Source organism: Herpetosiphon sp. (genome assembly GCF_003512625.1).
GTDB classification, from domain to species: Bacteria; Chloroflexota; Chloroflexia; order Chloroflexales; family Herpetosiphonaceae; genus Herpetosiphon; species Herpetosiphon aurantiacus.
This window is the reverse complement of record NZ_DOPT01000107.1, coordinates 1-24,194: the sequence shown is the minus strand read 5'-3', so window position 1 is coordinate 24,194 and position 24,194 is coordinate 1. Positions and strand designations below refer to the sequence as shown.

Below are 24,194 nucleotides of genomic sequence, written 5' to 3'. Positions count from 1 at the left end.
GCATAGCAAAGCTAAATGGATATTAAATGGCGTTAGTGACTGAACCAACTGTGCAAAATCATGCCTAAAATAATCACGCCAAGGCCTGCCAATGTCAGTGCTGTTGGCGCAGGGCTATGCAAAAGCACAATCTCGCCAACCAAGGCAAAGACGACTTCGCCTGCTTGGGTTGCCTCAACTGCCGCCAATTGGCCTTGATGGTGCTGAGCTAAATCAGTCGCTTTGAAAAATAGCACGGTTGCGATTACGCCTGCCAATAGCGCAACCAACAACGATTGGAAGATTTGGCTTGTGCTCGGCCAACCAACCGTGGTTGCCGCCACGCCTGCCAAAATCAGCCAAAACGGTAGGCTGGCAATTGTCATGCCCAGCACGCGTTCAAAGGTTGCCAAGCGCTGGCCACAGAGTTGCATCATGGCGCGATTGCCCAGCGGATAGGCAAATGCGGCGATGACAACTGGCACAAAGCCCAAAAGAACTTCACGCCAGCCAATCGCCGCTGCATGTTGCAATTGAATCACTGCCACACCCAACAAAATCAGGCTCGAAATCGCTAAACTGCGCCAATGCCAAGCAGGTTGGCTGGGGGCAGCTTTGGTTTGCAACAACGGCGCAACCAAGGCTCCAGCAATAATGGTGATCTGCCAAGTGCTGGCAACCAACCACGCTGGAGCATATTTGGCGGCAAAACAGAGCGGCGCATAAAATAAACCAAAGCCAATCGTGCTCCAGCATAGCCATTGCCAAGGCTGTTGACGCAACTCTTGCAACACCAAACCGAGCTTGCCGCGCCATACCACAATCGCCAATAACGGAACCAGCATAAACAAATAACGCAGGCTGGCACTCCACAGCCAATGGCCTCCCGCCAACTCCATCAAGCGATTGAGCACAAAGGTCGAAGCAAAAAAGAGCGAGGCCAACAAGCCTAACAACAGTGCACGCATAGCTTTGATCCTAGATTAACTGGGCTGAGAATTGGTAAAGTATAGCATTGCTGTGTGATCTGTGCAGTTGCCATAACTAACCAGCTATGCTATAATCGCGCGGTCAATTGATTGGCACGAAAAGAAACGGCGTGTGAAGTTCACACGCTTGTTGTTTGTCCAGCGACCGTATCCGCTGTATGCCAATGAACTTTAGCGATTAATCAGCGCCGAGAGATACGGCTCTACGCACTAGAAATAAAGGCAGAGCAATGCAACAGGCTCCCGTTATTCACGAAATTGAAAACGAATATCTGCGCAAAGATGTGCCAGAATTCCGCGTTGGCGACACGGTTCGCGTTAGCGTCAAAGTTGTTGAAGGTACCCGCGAACGGATTCAAGACTTTGAAGGTGTCGTGATTCGCCGCCGCCGCATGGGTGTCAACGAAAACTTCACCGTGCGCCGGATTGCCTCACACGGTATTGGTGTTGAGCGGACATTCTTGCTGCACTCACCACGGATCGACGGCGTGAAATTGGTACGGACTGGTAAAGTTCGCCAAGCCAACCTGTACTACCTGCGCGGTCGCACTGGTAAAGCCGCTCGGATCAAAGAACGCCGCGGTTAATCGTTTTCGTTATAGCTGCAAAACCCTGCGCGGGTGTGGGCCAAGCCTGCACTCGCGTTTGTATTTTTGGGAGCATTGGCGATGCTGCAACGAATGCAAGCGTTGGTCATTTGGGCCTTTGAGCGCTTTTATCATGAAGCTGCCTTTACCTATGATTTGGTCGCGTGGCTGATGTCGCAGGGCTATTGGAGCCAATGGGTGCTGGCAGCATTGCCTGACGTTGCTGATCAGCACTTGCTGGAGCTTGGCTGTGGCACGGGCTATGTCCAACAAGCTCGCCAAGATCAACCAAGCCTTACAATTGGCCTTGATGAATCACGCCAAATGTTGGGTTTGAGCCGCCGCCGAGCGCCCCAAGCCACGCTGGTTCGGGCAGTTGCCCAAGCCTTGCCCTATGCTGATGCCAGTTGGTCGGCGGTGCTTTCGACCTTTCCAGCGCCTTATTTATTTGATCGACGTACCTTGGCCGAATTGCAACGGGTACTGACCAGCGATGGCAAATTGTATATTGTCGATGGCGGCAGTATTCCCAATAGCCTGTATGCCATGATCATCGGGTTAATCTATCGGCTAGTGTTTGGGCGACACAGCAACCCTGAAGCGCCAACCAGCCAACTTGACCCACGCATCCAGCGTTTGCAAGAAGCAGGCTTTCGCGTCAACACTCACATCAAACAGGTTGGGCGCTCGCAAGTCCAAATCTTCATCGCCGAAAAAGCTAACCAATTAATTGATATTAGACTGGATTAGGGTCTGACTCAACCCAGCCCCCAATCCCCAGCCCCCAACAACCAACCTATGACAATTGGAATTCACGAAGAACAACAACTTTGGCGCAACGGTGCGCGAATCGTCGCAGGAGTCGATGAAGTTGGTCGAGGCTGCTGGGCTGGCCCAGTTGTCGCCGCAGCCGTCAGCTTCCCAACCCATTTGCTCAACGACCCTGTGGCCTTGGCAGGCATCAACGATTCGAAAACCTTGAGTGCCGAAGCTCGTCAGGCGATGGCCCAACAGATTCGCCACTTGGCCAGCGGGATTGGCCTCGGCGTGGTTTCGGCCCATCTGATCGATTTATTTGGGATTGCCGAAGCTACCAAATGGGCTATGATGCATGCGGTTTTAAGCCTGCCAAGCTTGCCCGATGGATTAGTGATCGATTGGGTTAAATTGCCCGAATTGCCATTATTGCAACGCTCGCTGCCCAAAGGCGATGCAATCAGCATTTCGGTGGCAGCGGCCTCAATTATCGCCAAAGTCTATCGCGATAACTTGATGCACGAATACGACCAACGTGACCCGCGTTATGGCTGGGCCGCGCATAAAGGCTATGGCACAGCCCAGCATCAACGAGCCTTGGCAGCCCACGGCCCATCGGGCTTACATCGACGCTCGTTCAAGCCACTAGCAGCCTTCGTTGATTGACAAAATCGCCAGAGAATGATACTAAGGTCAAACATGGCTTTTATGGAGTGTTGATATGCCTTCGCCATATTATGATCAGGGGCGGCGTGATGCGGAAAATGGCACGCTGAATCAATTGTTTTATCACACCTACCACGATTATAAACGTGGCTATGATGAAATTGTGAATGGCCCACCCAAACCAAAGCCAAATTTTCTCTTTTTCTTGATTCCGGCGCTGTTGCTGGTGGGGCTGGCTGGTGGTTGGTTTTTGCGCGATCGCGGCGTTTTGAGCACGCCACCAACTCCGCTAGTTGTGATGGTGACGGTAACTCCGGTGACTGCTTCGCCAACCTTTCCACCTTTTGCGATTGCCACTCCTGCCCCACCAACCCCAACCCAATTGGTGATTGAAATTGGTGGCGAGGCGATCACCCTCGAACAAGTGCGCATCCGGCCTGATCCCAGTATTCAAGGTGAGCCGATTGGGGCGCTTGATCCAGGCGAGCTGATTACGATCATCGATGGGCCACGCCAAGGCGATGATTACACTTGGTGGCTGATCGAATCGGCAATTGGCCAAGGTTGGGTTGCTGAAGATTTTATTCAAGCACGCTAAAGGAACAATTATGACCGATCACGCTGTTCTTGATGAATTAAATGGCCGCTATGGGGATTTCGGTGGACGCTATGTGCCAGAAACCTTGATGGCCGCGATCGAAGAATTAACCGAAGCCTTTTTTCGGATTCGCACCGACCCTGAGTTTCAGGCTGAACTCCAACATTTGCACCAGACCTATACGGGCCGACCAACTGCCCTCACCTATGCCCGCCGCTTGACCGAGGAATTGGGTGGTGCTCAAATTTGGCTCAAACGCGAAGACCTGACCCACACTGGCGCACATAAAATCAATAATGCCTTAGGGCAAGGCTTGTTGGCCAAACGCATGGGCAAACAGCGGATCATCGCTGAAACTGGCGCTGGCCAGCATGGCGTTGCTACCGCTGCCGTTTGTGCCCTGCTTGGGCTGCAATGTGTGGTCTATATGGGCACCGAAGATATGGAGCGCCAAAAGCCCAATGTCTTTCGTATGCGCTTGCTGGGAGCCGATGTGCGTGGAGTCAGCACTGGCTCGAAAACCCTCAAAGATGCAGTTAACGAAGCCATGCGCGATTGGGTCAGCAACCCCGATTCGTACTATTTGCTTGGCTCGGCGCTTGGCCCACACCCTTATCCATTGATGGTACGCGAATTTCAAAGCATCATCGGAATTGAAGCCCGCGAGCAAATTTTAGCAGCAACTGGCAAATTGCCCAACACGATTATTGCTTGCGTTGGGGGTGGCTCGAACGCAATCGGGATGTTCCACGCCTTTATCAACGATGAACATGTTGATTTGCGAGGAGTTGAAGCTGGTGGTCATGGAATTGAGCTTGGTCGCCATGCAGCGCGGTTTGCAGGCGGGCGCTTGGGCGTTTTCCAAGGCACCCGTTCGTATGTGCTGCAAAATAGCGATGGCCAAATTGCCAATACCCATAGCATTTCTGCTGGTCTCGATTATGCTGCTGTAGGCCCAGAGCACGCTTGGCTCCACGACGAGGAACGGGCTTTCTATACCTATGCCACCGACGAAGAGGCCTTGAATGGTTTTCAAATGCTCTGTCGAACTGAAGGCATTATCCCAGCCTTAGAATCGTCGCATGCGATTGCCGAAGCTGTACGTTTAGCCCCAACCATGAGCAAAGAAAGCATTATTTTGGTCAATCTGTCGGGGCGTGGCGATAAAGATATTTTCACCGTTGCAGATGTATTGGGAGTGCAAATGTAGCGGAATGGCTTCGAGCGAAGCCAATGTGTAAGGAGTAGTTATGGCTCAATCGTGTGTCGTTTGTCGAGCCGCGCTTGCCGATGGCTCGGTCTATTGTTCTGAATGTGGCTCGCGGCAGCCCGCCGCAGGTCAATCAACCCAAGTGTTGGGCAGCGCGGTTTTCGGTTCGCAGCCCTTACCAAGCAGCAGCGATCATGATGATTCGCCGTATGCGCCACGGCGGAGCGGCACGCAACCGCTAAATGATCCACCAACCCAAGTCGTCAACAACTACCAAAGCCCTAGCTCAACCAGCAATGTTGGTGGCTTTGGGCAAGGGCCATCAACCCAACCCAATTTTCCGTTACCTCAATATACCCCGCCGACCCCACCCAACTATGCCCAACCTACTGCAAAATCGAAGAACCTTGGGCATTGGTTGATTGGTGGTGGCTTGGCCTTGCTGTTGATTGGCGGCGGCGCAGGGGCTTATTATTTCCTCGGCAACAACGATTCAAACAATGGCGAAAGTGGCAATGTTGCGACTGGCCCAACCTGGACTCCGATTCCAACCAAAATCGCCGAGCCAACCGAACAAGCAGCTGGCGATCCACTGGTTGAGCCAACCAGCGAGCCAACTGTTGAGCCAACTCAAGGCCAAAGTGATCCGGCCGATCAACCAACGCCAACCAATGAATCCAACGATTTGCCAACTCAAGCGGCTGGTGGTAGCGCCCCAACTGATCTCACTGGCGAGCTGATTTATCTTGATGATAGCTTTGAATTGGTGCGCCAAACCATGAGCACTGGCTCAGTCAGCCCGCTTGATCTTGGCGGACAAGCCTATTACAACGATTTACTGAGTTGGTCGCCTGATGGCAAAACTATGGCCTTTTTTGTACGCGACGGCGCAAAAACCAACATTTATTTAGCCGATGGTGATGGCAGTAATAGCCGCAGCGTGATTGAATTGCAGAATATGGCTCCCCAAAGCTTGAGCTGGTCGCCTGATAGCAGCAAATTTGCCTTTATCACCAGCGATATCGATTTTGAAACCAAGGAAGATCAAAATCTATATGTTTATGATCTGGCCAGTAATAACGAAAAACAACTGACAACCACCGGCTTGATCGATTTTGATCCGTTGAGTTGGTCGCCTGATAATCAAACGATTTTGTTTGCTGCTGGTCAGGATGGTATCGAATTCAATGTGATTAATGCTGATGGCAGCAATCTCGCCAAACTTGCCGATGTGTTTACTTCTGATGCATGGTGGACCAAGGATAGCAAAATCATCTACGACGATTTTTGCGATCGTTCAAACTTTGATCGTGGGGTTTGTTTGCTCGACCCAGCCACGGGCGAGGTTGAAACATTGCAAAAAATTGGCGATTTTTATCTGAGCGGAATTTCGCCCGATGCCAATTGGTATATGCTCGATAATTATAACGATGGCTCGTTGCTGCTGATCAATGCCGATACTGGCGATAAAGAATTAGTTGCGCCACCAAGCAGCGGCGGTTCCTACGAAGTTCGGGTGTGGGGCAAGTGGTCACCCGATGGACGTTATGTCACCTACGAAACGATTGGCCAAGGCACGTTTATCTATGAAATTGGCTCGGGCCAAGCCGCCGCACCTTTCGTCAATGGCTCAATTATGGAGTGGCTGCCATAAAAATATGAAGGATGAGGGATGAAGGATGAACAGCAGGCTATAGGATCTAAGCTATAGCCTGCTGTTTAAATTTAGGTCGCGATCCACAGAAGCATAATCACAAAAATCTGTGCCAATCTGTGCCAATCTGTGGCTAAAAAGCAGTCTTCGTGCTCTTCGTGTCCTTCGTGGATCAAAAACTGACCTCGTTAAGAATTAGCGCAGCCCAAGTTGTTGATAAGCCCGTAACAAGGTAGCGTTAGCAACTTCGGCAGCGCGTTCAGCGCCACGTTTGAGAATCCCATCGAGTTCAGCTGGATCAGCGGTGAGTTGATTGTAGCGTTGTTGCAATGGCTCCAAGGTAGCGATCACCACATCGGCAACTGCACCTTTGAGTTTGCCATAGCCTTGGCCTTCAAATTCAGCCTCAATCGTGGCTTTGTCTTTGCCAGTCAAGGCTTGATAAATCCCCAAAAGATTGTTGACCCCAGGTCGGGTTTCGTCGAATTTGATTTCGCTGCCCGAATCGGTGACTGCCCGCATCATGGCCTTGCGCGTTGCCTTCAAATCGCCCAACAAAGGAATTGAATGATTGGCTGCTTTGTTGCTCTTGCTCATCTTCTGGGTTGGGTCGTCGAGGCCCATCACCCGCGCCGCCACAGGCCGAATCAAGGCCTCGGGGATGACAAAGGTTTCGCCATAAAGATGATTAAAACGCTCGGCAATATCGCGAGTTAGCTCAATATGCTGACGTTGATCGTCGCCCACTGGCACAACTTGGGTGTCGTAGAGCAAAATATCAGCAGCCATCAGCGTTGGATAATTCATCAAGCCAGCCGCTACGGTTTCTTGCTTTTGCGATTTATCCTTAAATTGGGTCATGCGATTCAACCAGCCCAAGGGCGTTTGACAATTTAAAATCCAGCCTAGCTCAACGTGAGCTGGCACATGCGATTGGACAAAAATCGTGGCATGCTCAAGGCTAATGCCTGCGGCCAGATACAGCGCGGCCAAATCGCGCACATTTTTGCGCAACTCGGCTGGATCTTGTGGCACGGTGATCGCATGCAGATCGACAATACAGAAGAAATTATCGTATTGATTTTGCTCTTGCACCCAGGTATGAATCGCCCCCAAATAGTTGCCAAGGTGCAAATTGCCTGATGGTTGAATGCCCGAAAAAACCCGTGGTAACGAACCCATAATGGCAACACTCCGTCTAACTAAAACAAGGCCGTCTCTCGAATCCACATACGGGACGAGAGACGGCTTGATTCTCGCGGTACCACCCGAATTCGCAACCATCACAATGGTTACGCGCTCGCAGCCCGCTAACGGAGGCAATCACGGCTCAGCCTACTACCAGGTAGCAACCCAGATTCGGTGAGCAACTCAGCGGGCCATTCAGCAAAGACAGCTTGATTATCCTCGCAGCTAATGGATAACTCTCTGGACAAGTGCGCTTTTGCATACTCTTCCGCGTCAACGTTGTTTTCAATTGTTGGCTATTCTATTCAGCCTGTGTTTGCTTGTCAATCCGCCGAAATACCGATCCACGAAGAACACGAAGGGCACGAAGGGAGTAGGCTATTGTTTGAACCGCCCCAAAATACTCCGATAGCCATTGTTGCCCTGCACCTCTGCGTTACCCTTTGTGTCCTTCGTGCGCTTCGTGGATCAAAACCCGATCCCCAATCCCCAACAACCGATCTCCAAAATCTATCTGCTTATGTGCAATCGGTCATAAGTATGGCGGTAGCAACGGTGTTTCAATGGTAAAATATCCAGCAGACGCTTCCAACTGGAAAGGGATTTCATGGCGCTTTCGAATAGTGAATTTGTGGTTGAACGATCGTGGAAGATCAATCGTTCAACGCCGTTGCGCTGGGTTTGGTCGCATGCGCGGCGCAATCTTTGGTGGATTATTGGGCTATTTATTGGGGCATTTGGCAACGCATTATTCGCCGCTCAAGTGCCAGTCGTCACGGGCCAAGCCTTCGAAGCAGTTAAGGCTGGCGATAAAAATGGCTTGTGGTGGGCAGCTTTGCTGATTGTTGGCGGGCAATTTTTGAGGGCATTTGTCCAGCTATTGCGCAATTTCTCCTCAGAAGTGATCGGCCAACGGCTCGAACGCGATGTGCGCGATGAACTCTACACCAGTTTATTGGGCAAAAGTATGGCCTTCCACGATAGCCAACCAACGGGTGATGTGATGGCCCGCGCCACCAATGATGTGCGCGAAATGAACTTGATGCTCAATCCTGGGGTCAACTTGGTAGTTGGTTCGGCAATGTTTTTAATTATGCCGCTGATCGCCTCGCCCCACCCCCAACTGTTGGTTGTGCCAATTCTGTATTTGGTGTTTTATGGGTTGTTGGTTTGGCATTATTTACGTCAACTCAAGCCTGTCACCACGGCGGTGCGCCAAAGTTTTGGTGAACTCAACGCCACCTTGGCCGAGGCAATCGACGGCGTAGAAACGGTCAAAGCCACCGCCCAAGAAGAGCGTGAGCGCAACCGATTTCGAACTGCCGTCAGCAAATGGCGCAACGCATTTGTGGCTCAAGGCAATGTGGAAGCGGTCTTTTTACCAGTCTTATTGCTTGGTTTAGGTCAAGGCTTGGGCTTTATCCATAGCCTGATTCTGTTTCGCAATGGCCTGATTAATGTTGGTGATGTCGTTTCATTCAATGGCTTGTTGCTGTTGTTTGGCTTCCCAACCTTCACCGCCCAATTTGCCTACTCGCAGCTTTCGAGCGGCCTCGCAGGCGGACGGCGTATTTTGGAATTAATTACCACAGAAACCGAGCTTGACGAAAATGCCCAAGGCTATGCCGAGCCAATGCGCGGCGAAATTATCTTTGAAAACGTGGCCTTTGGCTATCATAGCGATGTTGATGCCGTGCAAAAAGTCAGTTTTCGAATTGCACCTGGCCAAACAGTAGCCTTAGTTGGCCAAACTGGCGCTGGCAAAACAACGCTTACCAAATTGCTCAACCGCACCTACGATACCCGCGAAGGTCGCATTTTGATTGATGGCGTTGATGTACGCGATTGGAATTTAGCAGCCTTGCGTCGCCAAATCTCAATCATCGAGCAAGATATTTTCCTGTTTTCGCGCTCAATTGCCGATAATATTGGCTTTGGTGTGCCCAACGCTACCCGTGAGCAAATTATCGAAGCCGCCAAAGCGGCGCAAGCCCACGATTTTATCGGGCGACTCGCCGATGGCTACGATACGATCATCGGCGAACGTGGCGTGACGCTTTCCGGTGGGCAACGCCAACGCCTAGCTTTGGCGCGGGCCTTCTTGACCGATCCCACAATTTTGGTGCTTGATGATTCGACCAGCGCGATCGACAGCGCGACTGAAGATCGGATTCAACAAGCGATTGAACAAGCCTCGCAAGACCGCACCACGATTTTGATTACCCATCGGCTTTCACAAATTCGCTGGGCCGACCTGATCATCGTGATTCGCAAAGGCACAATTAGCGCCGTTGGCACGCACGAAGATCTCATGCAGCAATCCGAAGCCTATCGGGCAATCTTTGCCAAATTATGAAGGCAGAAGTCAAAAAACAAAACGTTTGTTAATTTACAAAATGTTGGCCTATTCCAACTATCCTATTTTGACCTTTGACCTTTGACTTTTGACTTTTGACTTTCCAAAAGGGTGCTTATGTTTGCAGGATTAGATACCGAAAATTATGATCGTCAGTATGGCGACCGCGAATTAATGGGGCGCATGTTGAGCTATTTTCGTGCTCATCGGCGCACCGCATTTTGGACGATAGCCCTGATTTGTGGCTTGGGCTTGCTCAATACAATTCCGCCATTTTTGGTCGCTCAAGCCGTTCAGCGGATTGGTGAAGCCAACCCCGATTGGAATTTTATCTGGTTGCTTGCCAGTGGTGGGGTGGTTTTTGGAGTGCTGCAATGGGCCATGGGCTGGTTGCGCCAACGCATGACCGCTCAAATTGTGGCCGATGTGATTAGTGCTTTACGCAATGATGCCTTTAACGCAGCCATTAGCCATGATCTCTCGTTTTTTGATGAACTGCGGTCAGGTCGAATTATTAGCCGCATCACCTCAGATACCCAAGAATTTGCCCAAGTTTCACGCTTGATCATCGAAATTGTCAGCCAAGTGCTAACGGTGATTGCGCTGTTAGTCTATTTGCTCAGCGTTTCAGTGCCGCTCAGCTTGGGGATTATTGGCTTCACCCCGATTGTGATTGGCTTGGCTTTAGGCTTTCGGCGTTTGGCGCGTTTCGTCACCCGCAAAGGCTTTCAGGTGCTGGGCGAGGTCAATAGCTCAATTCAAGAAGCGGTAACGGGGATTAGCATCGCCAAGAATTTTCGCCAAGAAGCCCGCATTTATGGTGAATTCAGCGAGATCAACCAACAATCGTATGGAGTTAACCTACGACGTGGTTTTGTGCTCTCGAATGTGTTCCCAACCTTGAACATTGTTTCAGGCTTTGGCACGGCGGCCTTAATTTATTGGGGCGGCTTGTCGGTGATCGATCTCACAATTAGTTTGGCAGCTTGGTATGTCTTTGTGCGCTCGGTTGATCTGTTTTGGTTTCCATTGCTGAATATCTCGGCTTTTTGGAGCCAATTTCAAGCTGGCTTGGCGGCGGCTGAGCGCATTTTTGCCTTGATTGATGCCGAACATAGCGTCAAACAACACGATCAGCAAACCACCAAACGCCTGCGCGGCGAAATTGTGTTCGATCATGTTGAGTTTCGCTATGGGCGCAAAGAGCCGGTGCTGAACGATTTTAGCCTCAATATTGCTCCAGGCGAGAGCATCGCCTTAGTTGGGCATACGGGCGCTGGCAAATCGAGTATCGCCAAATTGATCACCCGTTTCTATGAGTTTCAATCAGGCAAGATTACGGTCGATAGCCATGATATTCGCAGCTTGGATTTGCGCAGCTATCGTCAGCAATTGGGAATTGTGACCCAAACTCCATTTTTGTTTGATGGCACAGTTGCCGATAACATTCGCTATGCAGCGCCCCAACTGAGCGATGCCGAGCTTGAAGCAGTTGCCAACCAAATTGGCGGCGGCGAATGGCTGGAAACCTTGCCCCAAGGCTTGCAATCGCAAGTTGGCGAGCGCGGCAATAAACTTTCGCTTGGGCAACGCCAGCTGGTAGCTTTGACGCGGGTCTTGGCGGCGCAACCAGCGATTTTTATTCTCGATGAAGCAACTGCCAGCATCGACCCATTTACTGAAACCCAAATTCAGCAAGCCATGGATTTGATTCTTTCGCGCTCGACGGCAATTTTGATTGCCCACCGCCTTTCGACCGTGCGCTCGGCGGATCGAATTATTGTGTTGAATCAAGGCCAAATTATCGAAGAAGGCAACCACGATCAGCTGATGCAGCAAGGCGGGCATTATGCCGATTTATATGATACCTACTTCCGCCATCAATCGTTGAGCTACATCGAATCGCGCGGGGCAGTACGCAGCGTTTAGCAAATATTTCGATTTGGGCTGCCCATTGCGACCAGACAGTGCTACAATTTTATAGGTATCTAGGAGGCTATGGTATGGCTTTGAACGAAGAACAACATTCAACATCAAGTAGCGCGTTGGTCGCAGAATTGGCTAACTATGGCGTAGCCGCAACGGTTCGCACGGCCCTCACCAGCATATTGGATACAGCACCAGGGGCGATGCTCTATCGCTTTAATCCAGCGTACTTGGCCGAAGAGTTGGGGCTTTCGCGGCGGGCGGGCTTACAATTGATGGCCGCAGCAGTGCGTGTTGGCTTATTCGACTTGAATTGGGAAGCACGTTGTATTTATTGTGGCTATCAAGCCCATGCTTTTGATAAATTAACCCAAGCCCATTCGCAACAATATTGTGCGATGTGCCGCGATAATTTCCCCGCCAAGCTCGATGAAGGCATTCATGTGACCTTCACGGTGGCAGCGCAGGTGCGCAGTTTGCCAGCAGGCATCGACAACGACACATGGCGCGAAGCAATTGATCAACGTTTAGGCGTAACAACCTCGCATGAATTGCTGACCGTGCAAGCCTTCCGCGATTTGTTTATCGATGAACCATTGCCCGATGGCGAAAGCTTCCAAATCAAATGGGCTGCCTTGATGTTCACCGATCTTGGTGGCTCAACCGCCTTATATGCTCGCAAAGGCGATCCACGGGCCTACAGCTTGGTGCGCGAACACTTCAACATCTTGTTTGCTGTGGTCGATCAAGCTGGTGGTGCGGTGGTCAAAACCATTGGCGATGCCATTATGGCGGTGTTCGTTGATGGCGCGGCGGCAGTCAAGGCTGGCCAAAATGCCTTGGCGGCCATTGAGCAATTTAATATCGACCGTGAATTAGGCGATGATGAACGCTTAACGCTCAAAGTTGGCGTGCATGCTGGCCCAACACTGGCCGTAACCTTGAACGATCGGCTTGATTACTTTGGCACAACCGTCAATGCCGCTGCCCGCGTACAATCAAGTGCCAATTATGCCGAGTTGGTAGTAACCCAGCAAGTGCTCGAAGCGCCAGGTGTGGCCGAAATTCTCCCCAGCGATTTGGCCAACGAAACCCTGATTTTGCGCGGCCTTGATGATTTGCCCTTCAACGTCGTGCGCTTCCACAACTAAATTAAGTTGATTCAGCAACCATCCTCAGCAATTTGGGGATGGTTGTTGATTAAAGCCCAAATCCCCCCTTTTTGGGTGAGGTTTTTAATCAGCCGATCACCTATACTACGCAACGACGGATGAGGGATCGTACTTTTTATCCCCCTTTTTAACTGAGAGAATCATCCAAACAACAATTTTTGGTACGGGAGGAACTATGCCAGCCCCGATTATTCAGGTGGAATACAACCACCTTCTTCAAGTTGCCCAGCGTTTTCGAACCAAGGCTGAGGCAGTCGTTAGCCTACGTCAACAGCTACGGGCTACAGTTGGCCAATTGCGCAACGATTGGAGTGGCATAGCCGCGACAGCCTTTTTCCATGAATTTCAGGCTGAAGTTGATCCGGCGCTTGAGCGTTTACGTGAAGCTCTTGAAACTGCTCGCGACGTTGCCATGGCCATTCATACAGGAATGCGTAGTGCCGAAGAAGCGGCTGCCGCACTTTTCAAGGGCAATTTTGGCGATATTGCTACTGAGGCAGTCGCAGCGGGCTTGGGAGCAGCCCTTGGCACAACCATTGGCCTGCGCACGGCTCCGCCTGCTCCACGGCTAGGCTCAGCCAACCTGCCTGGCGGGCCGTCTTCGATGCTCTGATGGCAAGCTTATTCGTTTCGACCTAACCTTAGATGAATTTGAAATGCTGACGGCTAGCGAACGGATTCAATGGGTTGAAGCCCTAGAGCGACAGGCTATCCCAATTCCTTCCATAACATTCAAGATATTATTGCATTTTTTGATGAATCATCAGCGCTTGGACATATGGGGCCAGGTACATGGGCTTCATGGGCCGATGCTGGGGTTTTAGAGGCTATTCAGAATGGATTTTTCTTATTTCAGAATGAGGGAAGTCCAATTCCAGCTGGATTCAATGATTGTGCTGGGGCAGCATCTGCATGGAAAGAGTTCTTTTTTCAACAGGCAAGTGGACTAGAACAAGAAAAACTTATCCCATGTTGGGCTATGGCAGAGCAATTAGGGGTAACCTATGGCTCGGATGCAGCAAATCTACGGGCTGGAGTTCCGGCTCCTGGAACAACTGCCGGCGATCTTATTCCTCAGTTTGTGGCGTATGGCAACTTTTATCGATTGATGGCCGCTTGATCCAGGCCGCCGGAACTCGAATGAACCATGATGGATCGTATACCTTAAGCGATGGAACACTTGCCAAATGAAACAACTTTTTATGTTTACAGCTTTTTTATTAATAGCTAGTGGATGTACTATGCAAACACCTATGACTCAGATCCCAACTACACCGATTACACCAACCCAATTAGCCGTCCCTGCGGGAATTTATTCAGGGCTAGCTTGGCTTGATCAAGGTCTAGTGCTACAAGCACGAACAGCCAACAATCCTGTTGAGAATTTGTATTGGATTGATCAACAAGGAAACCTTGGTGAATCATTATCAATTCCACTTGAACAAGCATTTGTTATGACTTCATATTATTTCCCCCAACGCCTTCCTAATGGCAAACTTGGCCTGCGGCGCTATAACTGGAATCCAAATCTTGAGACGGGCATTTCCGAACGTGAGTTTGGTGTATGGCAATTCGATCCAACAACCAATGATCTTACCCCACTTTTACAACCTGCTTTACCCCAAGATCTCAGCCAACATCTGCGGTTTAGCCTTGCTCCTGATATGCAACGCGCGATGCTCTCCGATGGCGGCTATCTTCAGTCACGGCTCTTTTGGTGGTCGGCGGAGGCAGGTCATCAACCGCTTGATGCAGGGGTGGCTATCTGTCAATACTTTGCATGGTCACCCGATGGTACGACCATTGCCTATGCTGGTTCACCGCATGCAGCCGATTCCATGGCAACCTTAGGTGGAGTGCGCTCAACACTCTATTTGATGGATAGTGATGGTGGGAATCGGCGCGAAATCGGCACGAATATTCGCAATGTTTCAGGGTTGCAATGGTCGCCCGATGGTCAATGGCTGGTCGTTCTGGGCTACTTCGATGGATTCGATAATCAGGTCTGGTTGGTAAATCCTACGAAAGCTGAGTGGCATCAACTCACGACTACGGTTGGAAATTATCAATGGCCTGCATGGTCACCCGATGGCAAGCAGATCGCCGTCATTTGGCGTAAACCAGCTGATCTTGGCCCCAGTGATTATGTGATGACGTTGGATGTTTCAGCGTTTATGCAATAACTTCCATACAGCGCTAGGCTGCTTGGAATCAGCAGCCTAGCCTAGCGCACAAAGAGCAGAGGAGTTAGGATGCGTTATATGGGGTTCAATCTGAGGCTAGCTTTTCCAGAAAAGCAGCCTACATCACCAACAACCAAATCAATAACGCTGCCCCAATGACAACTCCACCAACCACTAAACCAAGCATAAAACCATTGCTTTGTTGTGGTTGGTTCCATGGCAAGGGCGAACTACCAAGCGGATCGGCGGTTGGGGCAGCAGTTTTCCAAGTGGTTGAACTGGTTGTCGCTTGGGGGTTGCCAAAATTACTTTGGGCATTACCAAGGTTGGTTTGGCCTTCAAGAATATCGGGAATGCCATTGCCATCACGATCAACAAACACTTGCTTGAGTTGATCGTTGGCTCCATTGGTCAGATTGATCTGCTGTTGATTGAGATTGACTGATTGAACCTTGCCAGTTTGATTGAAAATATCGGGCACGCCATCGCCATCGTGATCGCCCAATAAGCTCAGCGTTTGTTGATAGAGTTGGCGATCCTCGGCGGGCATTTCATCAACACTGCGATACTCACGACCATTGACAATCAAGTTTGGCATAGTAGGCTCCTAACTAGTCAACATTCGCACCAACACCCGCAACCGATCATAATCATCACGCAGCAACCGCGCTAATTCGCGGCCTGCATATAATTCATATTCGCGCCGATTGGCTTGTAGTGCCGCCGCATGGCGAATCGCCGTGCCCAGCAATTCATCAGCAATCGGCAAATTGGCATGCAACACCATGCGAAAAAAATCGCAATGCTGGGTAAAACGCTCTACTGTGTCATCATCGCATAGATGTACGCTGTAGTGCACGGTTGGCGGTTGCGGCGGCAGATAGTGAATAATCCGGCCTGCCCGCTCGTAGCCAATCACCAAAGCACTCCACTCGGTTTGTAGCACCGCCGCCAGATCAGGGTGTTCGCTATAAATTTGGCCGTCGTAGAACTCGCTACCATCGTAGCGCCGCCCGCCACGCACCATGGCCTTGCCACCAAGATCACGGCTGCCAGTGCGAATATCATAGACTAAGCCATAAATGCATAAATCGTTATCATGGCAACCAGCCTTGATCAACGAGCCAAATGGCGGCGCATTCAATAATTCATAGGCTCCAGTTGTCCATTGGGTTGAGCTTGCTTCGATCACTTCGCCAATTCGTTGTTCTGTCATATGCGTTGGGTATAGGCTATCGAGGATAGGCTATAGCTAAAAGAGTTAAACCCGCACTTGGGCTTTGGCATCTTGTTTTAATGATGAGCCATTGTTCAAACGGGCATGCCACAGCGCTTGCTCGATCATCTGGCGAAATACCCGACGATCGCTTTCGCGCACCACGGCTTGCTCATGTGCCCGCGCTAACGCCACCGGATAGCCACCACCACGATGAGCTTGATCATACGCTACTGCGTGAATCAAATCAACCCATTCGGGGCGTTGCGCCACCCATTCGGGCATTTCGATCCGCGCTAATTCAGAGCCAACATTTAAATAGAAGAAATAAATCGCATGGTCGCGATACTCTTCTACGTTGATTTTAGAGAGGCTTTTGAAAAGCGCACTGCGTTCGCCATCGCCCAACCAACCATTGCCAAACAATTTGGTATCGTTGATCCCAGGATACGGATCAACAAGACCTTCAGCTTTGTTGGTATTGTTCAGGGTTGGATTGACGATTAAACGGGCAATTCCAGTTACTTCGGGGGCTTTGGGGTGGCTAATGTAGGAGCAGGTCGGCACATCAGCAGCGCGTAACGCCGCCAAACCTTCATCAAGATAGCGCTGCAAAAAATGTGCTCGCACCCATGGATCAAGCCCACTCAACGACCAACGAATCAGCGTGCCATCTTGCATCGCAACTAAAGGCGTGGTGCTCTGTTCTAGAATTTCTTGGGCTAAACGAGCCAGCGCAATGCCTTCACGGGTATCGCGTTCGGCATGGACCAAAGCGCCAGCCATTTTATAACTACGGCCATCCTTATCGCGCAGCAACAATTCCTGATCGTTGTAGTGCAAAGCTGGCACTGAATGCAATTTAGAATAAGGCTGTTGACCATATTGAATCGTCACCAAGCCGAGATTAATCAAATAGCACTCGACCGCCCAATGGCGATCAAGATCGATCTGCGAGCCATCGACTGCGGCTAAACAATAATTTGGTGGAAATTTTGGTAGTTGATAGCGGTTGATAATCGGCTCAGCTGGAGCTGCTAAAAGCCATGGGCTACGCAAATAATTCTCTTCAGCATGGCGTGCCCAATGCTCCCAACGTGGGCTTTGTTCCTCTAATTTGGCCCATGCATGAGCAACCAATTGATCATGGTGATTGGCAGTTTGGCGCAAATCGCCGCCCATTTGCTTAATTTGTTGGCCAACTTGATTAAAATCGAGTGGCATGCGGTGCTCCTCTGGTAGTTGGCTTGATCAAATATTTAATCATTATGGCTTCACCCTTCCGTCCCGCCTCAAGGCGGGAGACGCAGGGGGCTTTAATCCCCCTGCACCCCCTCAAGCACATTTGGTGGTTCGCAAAGGTTGTTTAATGAACATATCGATTGGTATTTCCAATCCCCGACCCCCAACAACCGATCCCTGCTCCCTCGCTTCGTGTTCTTCGCGGTTGCGTACTTCCTGAACCCTAGCCCCCTGACCTCTAACTCCGACCCTAGCATAACAATGTGTCAATAGTTGTCACAAGCGGCCCATTTGGCGTTCTTTTTCGAGCACCCGCATCAACTCCCGCGCCAAGCGTACTGGATCGTGGCGCAGTGGATTGGCTGGATTGATCACGTTGGCGGTGCGCACGCGAATTGGCAAATCTTGGGTTTGATCGAGTGGCACAATTGTGGTGCGACCTTGCCATTCGGGCGCAAAACGATGGTTTTGGCGATCGTCGCTATTGGCCAAGGCCACATCGAACACATCGGGGCCAACATGCTCAACCAATGCCTGCAAGTGGTCGCGCACGCCAAAATGGTCGGTTTCGCCTGGCTCAGTCGCCACATTGCAAACATAAACGCGCACTGCCTGCACCGCCTCGCGCATCGCTTGGTTGATTTCGCTGATCATCAAGCTCGAAAGCAGGCTCGTGTACAAACTACCAGGCCCAACAATAATCAAATCGGCCTCTTCGATCGCTTTGATTGCGGCGCGTACCGCCAGCGCACCATGGGGCTGGAGATACACCCGTTTAATCCGCTGGCCACTTTTGGCGATGCGCGATTCACCGCTGATATGCTCGCCATTTTCCAATTCGGCCCACAGCACTACATCATCAAGTGTAGCTGGCACAATTTGGCCGCGCACCGCCAAAACGCGATTGGCCTCGCGCACGCCTTCGCCAAACGAGCCAGTGACCTCGGCCAGCGCGGTAATAAATAAATTGCCAAAGGTATGGCCTTCGAGGCTGCCAGCCTGAAAACGATGCTCAAACAAACGGGTCATCAAGGGTTCAGCTTCGGCCAAGGCTGCCAAACAACGCCGAATATCGCCTGGCGGTAGAATGCCAAATTCTTGGCGAATGCGGCCTGAAGAGCCACCATCATCGGCAACCGCCACAATCGCCGTAATATTATCGGTATATTGTTTGAGGCCACTGAGCAAGGTCGAAAGGCCGTGACCGCCGCCAAGGGCCACGACTTTGGGGCCATGCCGAGTGCGGCTACGGCCAATCAAGGTTTCAGCCAAATCGATCGGGGCGGTGTTACGCGGCAAGGCGGCGCTGAGCAACACCCGATTAAGATGGCGAAAAGCAAAGCCAGTAGCCGAAATTCCTACCAAACACAAAATGATCATGCGAATGGTGCGCGGCCAAAATTGTAGGGTCAAATAATAGAAAATCGCTGGTAACTCAACCGTGGTATAGAGTTCGCGCAGGCCAAAAGCCAAGCCCAGTGCCGAGAACATCAGGCCAAACAGCATGAGCGCCAGCCAACGCTTGACCCCAATTCCAACTTTGAGCCAACGACTATCTAATAATTTGCGGGCAGATGCAGGTACAGATTGTTTCATAGTTTTCCAATTATAGACCCAAATGGCGGCTAAAAGGGCACGATTTGGCGACGTAAATAATAGCTAAACCAAATACTCAAAACGAGTGGATAGATCGCAAGAATGGAAATGATGAAGAAGGTTATCGCAAAGCCATCAAAGTTGTTGAGCACCAACCAATGGCTAATGCTGGCAATTACAAAACCTAGCCCCAACTGACTCAAAAGCCAGACTACAGCCCAGCTGCTTGGTCGCATCACCAGCGCGATCGGCCCAGCTACACAGCCAATTGCCGTAAGCATCGCACTCAGCATATGTCGATAGTAGGTTGTATGCGGGCTATTGGTCAGCCAGAGTAAACTTGGCGGCCAATTGAAAAGAATGTATGCAGACCAATAACCCACAAACACGGCCAAAACCACCCAGCGAACCTGACAAATCGCTACTTTCCGCAAAATCCAGCCAATCAGCCAGCCAAAACTTGCAAAAATTAAGCTGGCCACGCCAATACTCACAATACTCAGCCGTTGCATGCCCAATTGCCAGATTACTGGCGAACGCACACTATCGTTGAGATCGTTAATCGCGACAATGGCCATCAGCCCAAAAAAATCGCCGACGAACAAGACCGCAAACATATACCACCACAAACGCAATTTGCTATAACGCTCACCTAACGTTTGAACTGCTGGCACATGCAAATTTGGCAGGCTTTCGGACATTGGCACAACCTCAGCGAAGTGGCTCGGCGATCGTAATCAAGCGATGGCTCATTTCTAAATTGCCTTCAACAATCACTTGATCGCCAATGCACGAAACCAGGGTTAGCCGCTCGGAGCCAACGGGCAAAATATATTGAACTTGATCAGGTGTGACCCAGACTTGTTCGGTCACCCGATAGCGATATTCACTCCCATCAGCACTATAAACCGTGATTGTCTCATCGATTGCCACATCTTTGACCCGCGCAAAGGGAGCTGGAACATTCGGCGCATCCTTCCAGCGCAGCACATGGCCCCAAAACACCACATTTTCGCCTTGGCCCGGCTGGGCACTCAGGTTATACCAGCCTGCATCGTGTTTGGGCACAATTGGCACATTGCGTTGATCCAAGCCCACTGAAACAGGCGCAAGATCCAGCCCAATCGCGTCGATCACAATCCGTACAGGCTGGCTCGGAGCATTGCTGGCATCGGCGGTTGGCTGCGGCGCAGCGGTGGGCGGCGCATTTTGGTCGTTCAGGGTTGGCGTATCAAGCTCAACTGGCTTGCTAGTAACTTCGGGGGCAACGGTTTGGGTGGGCAAACGAGTTGGCGTAGCAGCAGGCGTTGCCACAATTGTATTTGTTGGCACAACACTTGCCACCAGCGCTTGGGAAGTTGGCTCAAGGCTAGCAACCGCCGTTGCACTGGGATTGTTGGTCGTGCCACCACAGGCGACTAAGCTCCATCCGACGAAAATTAACAATATCCGACGCATGCCAGAAAACTCCTTGCTCAACAATCCATCCAATTGGCTTAGATTGCGTAAACTCTATTGTAATGTTTATTATGTAATATGATGCTTTAGCGAACGGCCAAATCCAGTTGGAAACCCTTTCATAATCGAGGTTATCGATGGCGCACAACTTCTATGCAACCTTACCCATTATCACCGATTTTGTCCAAATTACCGATGCCAATTGCTACCATCGCGTCCCTGACGATTGGGTTATTGTGGTGAGTGATATTGAGCAATCGACCAAGGCGATTGGCGAGGGGCGCTACAAAGATGTGAATTTTATTGGCGCTAGCACGATTGTAGCCTTACTCAATTTGCAGCCCAATCTCGATATCCCGTTTGTGTTCGGCGGCGATGGCGCAACCGTGTTATTGCCACCATGGTTAGTCGAGCAAGCCAAACCTGCCTTGCAAGCAGTCCAACATTTGAGCGAATCGATCTACAATTTGCATTTGCGGGTGGGTATTATGCCAGTCAGTGAAGTTTATGCCCATCGCTATCAGCTGGAAATTGCCAAATTCGCCGCCTCGGACAATTATGCCCAAGCGATGATCAATGGTGATGGTTTGACCTTCGTCGAACAAACGATCAAAGATCCCGTGGCCGGTGCGAAATATTTGCTAGCCGCCCAGTCGAGCGATCAACCAGGCTTGCTCGATGGCCTCGAATGTCGCTGGCAAGAAATTCCCAGCCGTTACGGCGAAACGGTTTCGCTCTTAGTTCGGGCCGAGGCCAACACCACTACTCAACGTAATGCAATCAATCGCCAAGTTATTGAGCAGATTGAGGCTATCTACGGCGCTGACGATTCGCATCACCCCGTCGATGTACAACAACTAAGCCTAACCTTACGGATTCAAGATCTGTGGGGTGAAGCCCGCTTGCGTGGTGGTACCAGCAAACTGCAACAATTGCGCTATCTCAATAATATTTGGTGGCTGAATGTGCTGGGCAAATTGCTGTTGGCAACTGGAGCTAAAACCGAATTAACCGATTGGGCCGAATACCCACAGATTTTGCAAGCCAGCACCGATTATCGCAAATACGATGCAATGCTGCGCATGGTGATTGCCGGAACTCCTGAGCAACGCCAGCAGCTTGAACAATTTCTGAATGCTGAACGGGCGGCTGGGCGGCTCAACTATGGCCTGCATGTTTCCGATAGTGCCTTGATGACCTGTATCGTGTTTGAACGGATGGGCCGCCAAGTGCATTTTATCGATGGCAACAACGGCGGCTATGCCAAAGCTGCTGATCAACTCAAACAGCAAAGCCATTATCTCGAACCACCTGTTACAACCAAACCTGTGTCACAGCCAAAAACAGGACTTTTGGGGGATACTTCATCACCATCGTGGGGGACATGCTGAGTATAATGGCTCCATTGCACTTTTTGGAGGCCGTATGCACATTTTATTGGTTGATGACAATCAAGATATTATTCGTTTAGTTCAACAGGTTTTAGCACTGGAAGGCCATCGGGTTTCGATTGCGCGTGACGGATTGGAAGCATTGCAAAAAGTTGCTAGCCAACGCCCCGATGCAGTGATTCTTGATGTGAATATGCCCATGCTCGAAGGCACCGAAGTTTGCCGCCGGATCAAAATGAGCTATAGCATTCCAGTGATGATGCTGACCGTGCGCTCTGAACAGGTTGATTTTCAACGTGGAGCCGATGCTGGCGCAGATGCCTACCTCTCCAAACCCTTTGACATCCCCGTTTTCATCGAATACCTCAATGCTATGCTGCGTTTGCGCTATGGCAAAACCCACTAACCAAGGCTATGGGCTGGCTGGCGCTCAGGATTTAGACTGAGCTTAGGTCAACATTCGGCCTGATGCTTGAGCATGCCGCTTTTCAGTATAGTGGTTGTAGATTGAATAATAGCCGGTAGCCTAACGCGCTGGCCTAGAACTGAGCCTCACATTTATGAAACTCAACGTTTTGCTCAAGCCATGGCGTGGCGATAAACGCTTCACGGCCATTGCCAAGTATGCCGCCGCCTTGAAAAAAAGCGGCTCCAAGGATTTGCAAATTGTGGCCCAAGTCGAGGCCGAATTTGGCAAGCCCACCGAATTAGCTCGGATCAACGAGCAACCACAACCCTACAAGGCTTATGGCCAAATTGGGGTTGATATTGAAGCCGCCGCTTTGGAGCAATTGCTGTTGGCCTTGCGCCTGCCAATTGCCGCCCAAGGAGCGTTGATGCCCGACGCTCACCCGGGCTTTGCCTTGCCGATTGGCGGGGTTTTTGCCGCTCACAACGCCGTCTCGCCCATGATGGTTGGGGTCGATATCGGCTGCCGTATGCATCTCACGATTTTTGCTGAAGCACCCATGGAAATCCAACGCCAGCGTGAACAATTATTCCGTGATTTGGCTGACGTGACGGTGTTTGGCTCAGGCGCAAGTCGCAAACGCGGGCCAGATCATCCAATTTTAGGCATCAAACACTGGAATATCACCGCTCAAACCCGCAGCTTGCGCGAAAAAGCCATCGCGCAACTTGGCACAAGCGGCGGCGGCAACCACTTTGCCAATATCGTCGTTGGCGAACGCATTGGCGAAAACGATTTGCCGCGCCAATTTGTTGGCTTGCTGACCCATAGCGGCTCGCGCGGAGTTGGTTATGCGATTGCCAAGCACTATAGCAATATCGCCGTGCAAGAAACTGCACGCCAAGCCCATGTGCCCAAAATGTACGAATGGCTCAATTTGGATAGTGAGGCAGGCCAAGAATATTGGGCCGCAATGGAATTAGCCGGAGCCTTTGCCCAAGCCAATCATGAAGTGATCCACCGCTTATTTGCCCAACGCACCAAACTCCAACCAATCACCACCATCCAAAATCACCATAATTTTGCTTGGCGCGAAGGCGATTTGATTGTGCATCGCAAGGGTGCAACACCTGCGGGGGTTGGCGTGCGGGGAGTCATTCCAGGCAGTATGGCATCGGCCTCGTATGTGGTTGAAGGTTTGGGCAACCCCGAAGCCTTGCATAGTGCCTCGCATGGAGCTGGCCGCTTGTTAAGCCGCTCCAAAGCGCGGGCCACCATCAGCCCAAGTGAAGCCAAAAAAGTCATCAAAGCTCACGGCGTGCATGTCGAAGGCTGGAGCATCGATGAATCGCCATTGGCCTACAAAGACATCGAACGAGTGATGGAATTGCAAATTGAGGCCGATTTGATCAAACCCCTCGCCCGTATGAAACCTATCGCCGTAATTATGGCAGGCGAAGCGGGCGAGAATTAAAGTATAAGTCCCTCACCCCCTACCCCTCTCCCACTGCGGCGGGCGAGGGGAGCACCAATCTGGATAGTTACACTGCCAACCACGCGATTCTAATTTCATCGGCGAACGCTTGACCACCACCAATTGCCATTGAGGGGGTGCAGG

23 protein-coding genes and 1 other annotated feature are annotated in these 24,194 nt (G+C 50.9%); of the genes, 15 read left to right on the top strand and 8 right to left on the bottom strand.

The window, feature by feature from the left end:
• Positions 1–32: 32 nt before the first annotated feature.
• Entirely contained in the window at positions 33–947 is a 915-nt protein-coding gene (locus tag DEF47_RS24385) for a DMT family transporter (RefSeq protein WP_012187787.1), read from the bottom strand.
• A gap of 251 nt (positions 948–1,198) precedes the next feature.
• Here DEF47_RS24385 and rplS point away from each other — a divergent pair, with 251 nt between their 5' ends.
• From rplS to DEF47_RS24355, 6 genes are all read left to right on the top strand, one after another.
• A complete protein-coding gene (rplS, locus tag DEF47_RS24380; RefSeq protein ID WP_012187786.1) occupies positions 1,199–1,555 on the top strand; it encodes a 50S ribosomal protein L19 in 357 nt (118 codons plus the stop codon).
• Between the two features lie 81 nt (positions 1,556–1,636).
• Positions 1,637–2,305, top strand: a complete 669-nt coding sequence (locus tag DEF47_RS24375; protein WP_012187785.1) for a class I SAM-dependent methyltransferase — start codon at positions 1,637–1,639, stop codon at positions 2,303–2,305.
• Between the two features lie 48 nt (positions 2,306–2,353).
• Entirely contained in the window at positions 2,354–2,977 is a 624-nt protein-coding gene (gene rnhB, locus DEF47_RS24370; RefSeq protein ID WP_012187784.1) for a ribonuclease HII, read from the top strand.
• 55 nt (positions 2,978–3,032) lie between these two features.
• Positions 3,033–3,575, top strand: coding sequence for an SH3 domain-containing protein (locus DEF47_RS24365; RefSeq protein WP_012187783.1), 543 nt, complete (start codon positions 3,033–3,035; stop codon positions 3,573–3,575).
• A gap of 10 nt (positions 3,576–3,585) precedes the next feature.
• Positions 3,586–4,785 (top strand): tryptophan synthase subunit beta, encoded by a 1,200-nt coding sequence (trpB, locus tag DEF47_RS24360; protein ID WP_012187782.1) that lies wholly within the window; start codon positions 3,586–3,588, stop codon positions 4,783–4,785.
• 40 nt (positions 4,786–4,825) lie between these two features.
• On the top strand, positions 4,826–6,439 hold the full coding sequence (locus DEF47_RS24355) for a PD40 domain-containing protein (RefSeq protein WP_012187781.1): 1,614 nt from the start codon (positions 4,826–4,828) through the stop codon (positions 6,437–6,439).
• A gap of 195 nt (positions 6,440–6,634) precedes the next feature.
• Here DEF47_RS24355 and trpS read toward each other — a convergent pair whose 3' ends face one another.
• Complete coding sequence (gene trpS / locus DEF47_RS24350; protein WP_012187780.1) at positions 6,635–7,621, bottom strand: tryptophan--tRNA ligase; 987 nt, start codon at positions 7,619–7,621, stop codon at positions 6,635–6,637.
• Between the two features lie 48 nt (positions 7,622–7,669).
• Positions 7,670–7,913 (bottom strand) — a binding site (T-box leader).
• 321 nt (positions 7,914–8,234) lie between these two features.
• Here trpS and DEF47_RS24345 point away from each other — a divergent pair.
• The 6 genes from DEF47_RS24345 to DEF47_RS24320 all read left to right on the top strand — a co-directional run bounded on the left by DEF47_RS24345 (position 8,235) and on the right by DEF47_RS24320 (position 15,264).
• The gene (locus DEF47_RS24345) at positions 8,235–9,983 is read left to right on the top strand and encodes an ABC transporter ATP-binding protein (protein ID WP_012187779.1); all 1,749 of its coding nucleotides are present in this window, start codon (positions 8,235–8,237) and stop codon (positions 9,981–9,983) included.
• 117 nt (positions 9,984–10,100) lie between these two features.
• A complete protein-coding gene (locus DEF47_RS24340; RefSeq protein WP_012187778.1) occupies positions 10,101–11,912 on the top strand; it encodes an ABC transporter ATP-binding protein in 1,812 nt (603 codons plus the stop codon).
• A gap of 74 nt (positions 11,913–11,986) precedes the next feature.
• Complete coding sequence (locus tag DEF47_RS24335; RefSeq protein ID WP_012187777.1) at positions 11,987–13,060, top strand: adenylate/guanylate cyclase domain-containing protein; 1,074 nt, start codon at positions 11,987–11,989, stop codon at positions 13,058–13,060.
• 196 nt (positions 13,061–13,256) lie between these two features.
• Positions 13,257–13,694 carry a WXG100 family type VII secretion target gene (locus DEF47_RS24330; RefSeq protein ID WP_012187776.1) on the top strand — a complete coding sequence of 146 codons (438 nt, stop codon included), beginning with the start codon at positions 13,257–13,259 and terminating at the stop codon, positions 13,692–13,694.
• A 366-nt stretch (positions 13,695–14,060) separates the two neighbouring features.
• Positions 14,061–14,201: a hypothetical protein gene (locus tag DEF47_RS24325; protein WP_287045375.1), complete on the top strand. Its 141-nt coding sequence runs from the start codon at positions 14,061–14,063 to the stop codon at positions 14,199–14,201.
• 121 nt (positions 14,202–14,322) lie between these two features.
• Complete coding sequence (locus DEF47_RS24320; RefSeq protein WP_041303814.1) at positions 14,323–15,264, top strand: TolB family protein; 942 nt, start codon at positions 14,323–14,325, stop codon at positions 15,262–15,264.
• A 118-nt stretch (positions 15,265–15,382) separates the two neighbouring features.
• Here the strand turns inward: DEF47_RS24320 and DEF47_RS24315 are convergent, their stop codons facing one another.
• From DEF47_RS24315 to DEF47_RS24290, 6 genes are all read right to left on the bottom strand, one after another.
• On the bottom strand, positions 15,383–15,862 hold the full coding sequence (locus DEF47_RS24315) for a hypothetical protein (RefSeq protein ID WP_012187773.1): 480 nt from the start codon (positions 15,860–15,862) through the stop codon (positions 15,383–15,385).
• A 9-nt stretch (positions 15,863–15,871) separates the two neighbouring features.
• Positions 15,872–16,480, bottom strand: coding sequence for a hypothetical protein (locus tag DEF47_RS24310; protein ID WP_012187772.1), 609 nt, complete (start codon positions 16,478–16,480; stop codon positions 15,872–15,874).
• A 45-nt stretch (positions 16,481–16,525) separates the two neighbouring features.
• Positions 16,526–17,704, bottom strand: a complete 1,179-nt coding sequence (locus DEF47_RS24305; RefSeq protein WP_012187771.1) for a DNA double-strand break repair nuclease NurA — start codon at positions 17,702–17,704, stop codon at positions 16,526–16,528.
• Positions 17,705–17,998: 294 nt separating this feature from the next.
• The gene (locus tag DEF47_RS24300) at positions 17,999–19,318 is read right to left on the bottom strand and encodes a gluconeogenesis factor YvcK family protein (RefSeq protein ID WP_012187770.1); all 1,320 of its coding nucleotides are present in this window, start codon (positions 19,316–19,318) and stop codon (positions 17,999–18,001) included.
• Between the two features lie 29 nt (positions 19,319–19,347).
• A complete protein-coding gene (locus DEF47_RS24295) occupies positions 19,348–20,019 on the bottom strand; it encodes a hypothetical protein (protein WP_012187769.1) in 672 nt (223 codons plus the stop codon).
• A 10-nt stretch (positions 20,020–20,029) separates the two neighbouring features.
• On the bottom strand, positions 20,030–20,776 hold the full coding sequence (locus DEF47_RS24290; RefSeq protein ID WP_012187768.1) for a class F sortase: 747 nt from the start codon (positions 20,774–20,776) through the stop codon (positions 20,030–20,032).
• Positions 20,777–20,913: 137 nt separating this feature from the next.
• Between DEF47_RS24290 and DEF47_RS24285 the strand changes: the two genes are divergently transcribed.
• The 3 genes from DEF47_RS24285 to DEF47_RS24275 all read left to right on the top strand — a co-directional run bounded on the left by DEF47_RS24285 (position 20,914) and on the right by DEF47_RS24275 (position 24,050).
• Complete coding sequence (locus DEF47_RS24285; RefSeq protein WP_012187767.1) at positions 20,914–22,167, top strand: DUF3095 domain-containing protein; 1,254 nt, start codon at positions 20,914–20,916, stop codon at positions 22,165–22,167.
• 34 nt (positions 22,168–22,201) lie between these two features.
• Entirely contained in the window at positions 22,202–22,573 is a 372-nt protein-coding gene (locus tag DEF47_RS24280) for a response regulator transcription factor (RefSeq protein WP_012187766.1), read from the top strand.
• A 154-nt stretch (positions 22,574–22,727) separates the two neighbouring features.
• Positions 22,728–24,050 carry an RtcB family protein gene (locus DEF47_RS24275; protein ID WP_012187765.1) on the top strand — a complete coding sequence of 441 codons (1,323 nt, stop codon included), beginning with the start codon at positions 22,728–22,730 and terminating at the stop codon, positions 24,048–24,050.
• Positions 24,051–24,194 lie beyond the last annotated feature (144 nt).

Coding starts and splice junctions, on each gene's coding strand:
- DEF47_RS24385 (WP_012187787.1), bottom strand. CDS start 947: ATGCGTGCACTGTTGTTAGGCTTGTTGGCCTCGCTCTTTTTTGCTTCG.
- rplS (WP_012187786.1), top strand. CDS start 1,199: ATGCAACAGGCTCCCGTTATTCACGAAATTGAAAACGAATATCTGCGC.
- DEF47_RS24375 (WP_012187785.1), top strand. CDS start 1,637: ATGCTGCAACGAATGCAAGCGTTGGTCATTTGGGCCTTTGAGCGCTTT.
- rnhB (WP_012187784.1), top strand. CDS start 2,354: ATGACAATTGGAATTCACGAAGAACAACAACTTTGGCGCAACGGTGCG.
- DEF47_RS24365 (WP_012187783.1), top strand. CDS start 3,033: ATGCCTTCGCCATATTATGATCAGGGGCGGCGTGATGCGGAAAATGGC.
- trpB (WP_012187782.1), top strand. CDS start 3,586: ATGACCGATCACGCTGTTCTTGATGAATTAAATGGCCGCTATGGGGAT.
- DEF47_RS24355 (WP_012187781.1), top strand. CDS start 4,826: ATGGCTCAATCGTGTGTCGTTTGTCGAGCCGCGCTTGCCGATGGCTCG.
- trpS (WP_012187780.1), bottom strand. CDS start 7,621: ATGGGTTCGTTACCACGGGTTTTTTCGGGCATTCAACCATCAGGCAAT.
- DEF47_RS24345 (WP_012187779.1), top strand. CDS start 8,235: ATGGCGCTTTCGAATAGTGAATTTGTGGTTGAACGATCGTGGAAGATC.
- DEF47_RS24340 (WP_012187778.1), top strand. CDS start 10,101: ATGTTTGCAGGATTAGATACCGAAAATTATGATCGTCAGTATGGCGAC.
- DEF47_RS24335 (WP_012187777.1), top strand. CDS start 11,987: ATGGCTTTGAACGAAGAACAACATTCAACATCAAGTAGCGCGTTGGTC.
- DEF47_RS24330 (WP_012187776.1), top strand. CDS start 13,257: ATGCCAGCCCCGATTATTCAGGTGGAATACAACCACCTTCTTCAAGTT.
- DEF47_RS24325 (WP_287045375.1), top strand. CDS start 14,061: ATGGCAGAGCAATTAGGGGTAACCTATGGCTCGGATGCAGCAAATCTA.
- DEF47_RS24320 (WP_041303814.1), top strand. CDS start 14,323: ATGCAAACACCTATGACTCAGATCCCAACTACACCGATTACACCAACC.
- DEF47_RS24315 (WP_012187773.1), bottom strand. CDS start 15,862: ATGCCAAACTTGATTGTCAATGGTCGTGAGTATCGCAGTGTTGATGAA.
- DEF47_RS24310 (WP_012187772.1), bottom strand. CDS start 16,480: ATGACAGAACAACGAATTGGCGAAGTGATCGAAGCAAGCTCAACCCAA.
- DEF47_RS24305 (WP_012187771.1), bottom strand. CDS start 17,704: ATGCCACTCGATTTTAATCAAGTTGGCCAACAAATTAAGCAAATGGGC.
- DEF47_RS24300 (WP_012187770.1), bottom strand. CDS start 19,318: ATGAAACAATCTGTACCTGCATCTGCCCGCAAATTATTAGATAGTCGT.
- DEF47_RS24295 (WP_012187769.1), bottom strand. CDS start 20,019: ATGTCCGAAAGCCTGCCAAATTTGCATGTGCCAGCAGTTCAAACGTTA.
- DEF47_RS24290 (WP_012187768.1), bottom strand. CDS start 20,776: ATGCGTCGGATATTGTTAATTTTCGTCGGATGGAGCTTAGTCGCCTGT.
- DEF47_RS24285 (WP_012187767.1), top strand. CDS start 20,914: ATGGCGCACAACTTCTATGCAACCTTACCCATTATCACCGATTTTGTC.
- DEF47_RS24280 (WP_012187766.1), top strand. CDS start 22,202: ATGCACATTTTATTGGTTGATGACAATCAAGATATTATTCGTTTAGTT.
- DEF47_RS24275 (WP_012187765.1), top strand. CDS start 22,728: ATGAAACTCAACGTTTTGCTCAAGCCATGGCGTGGCGATAAACGCTTC.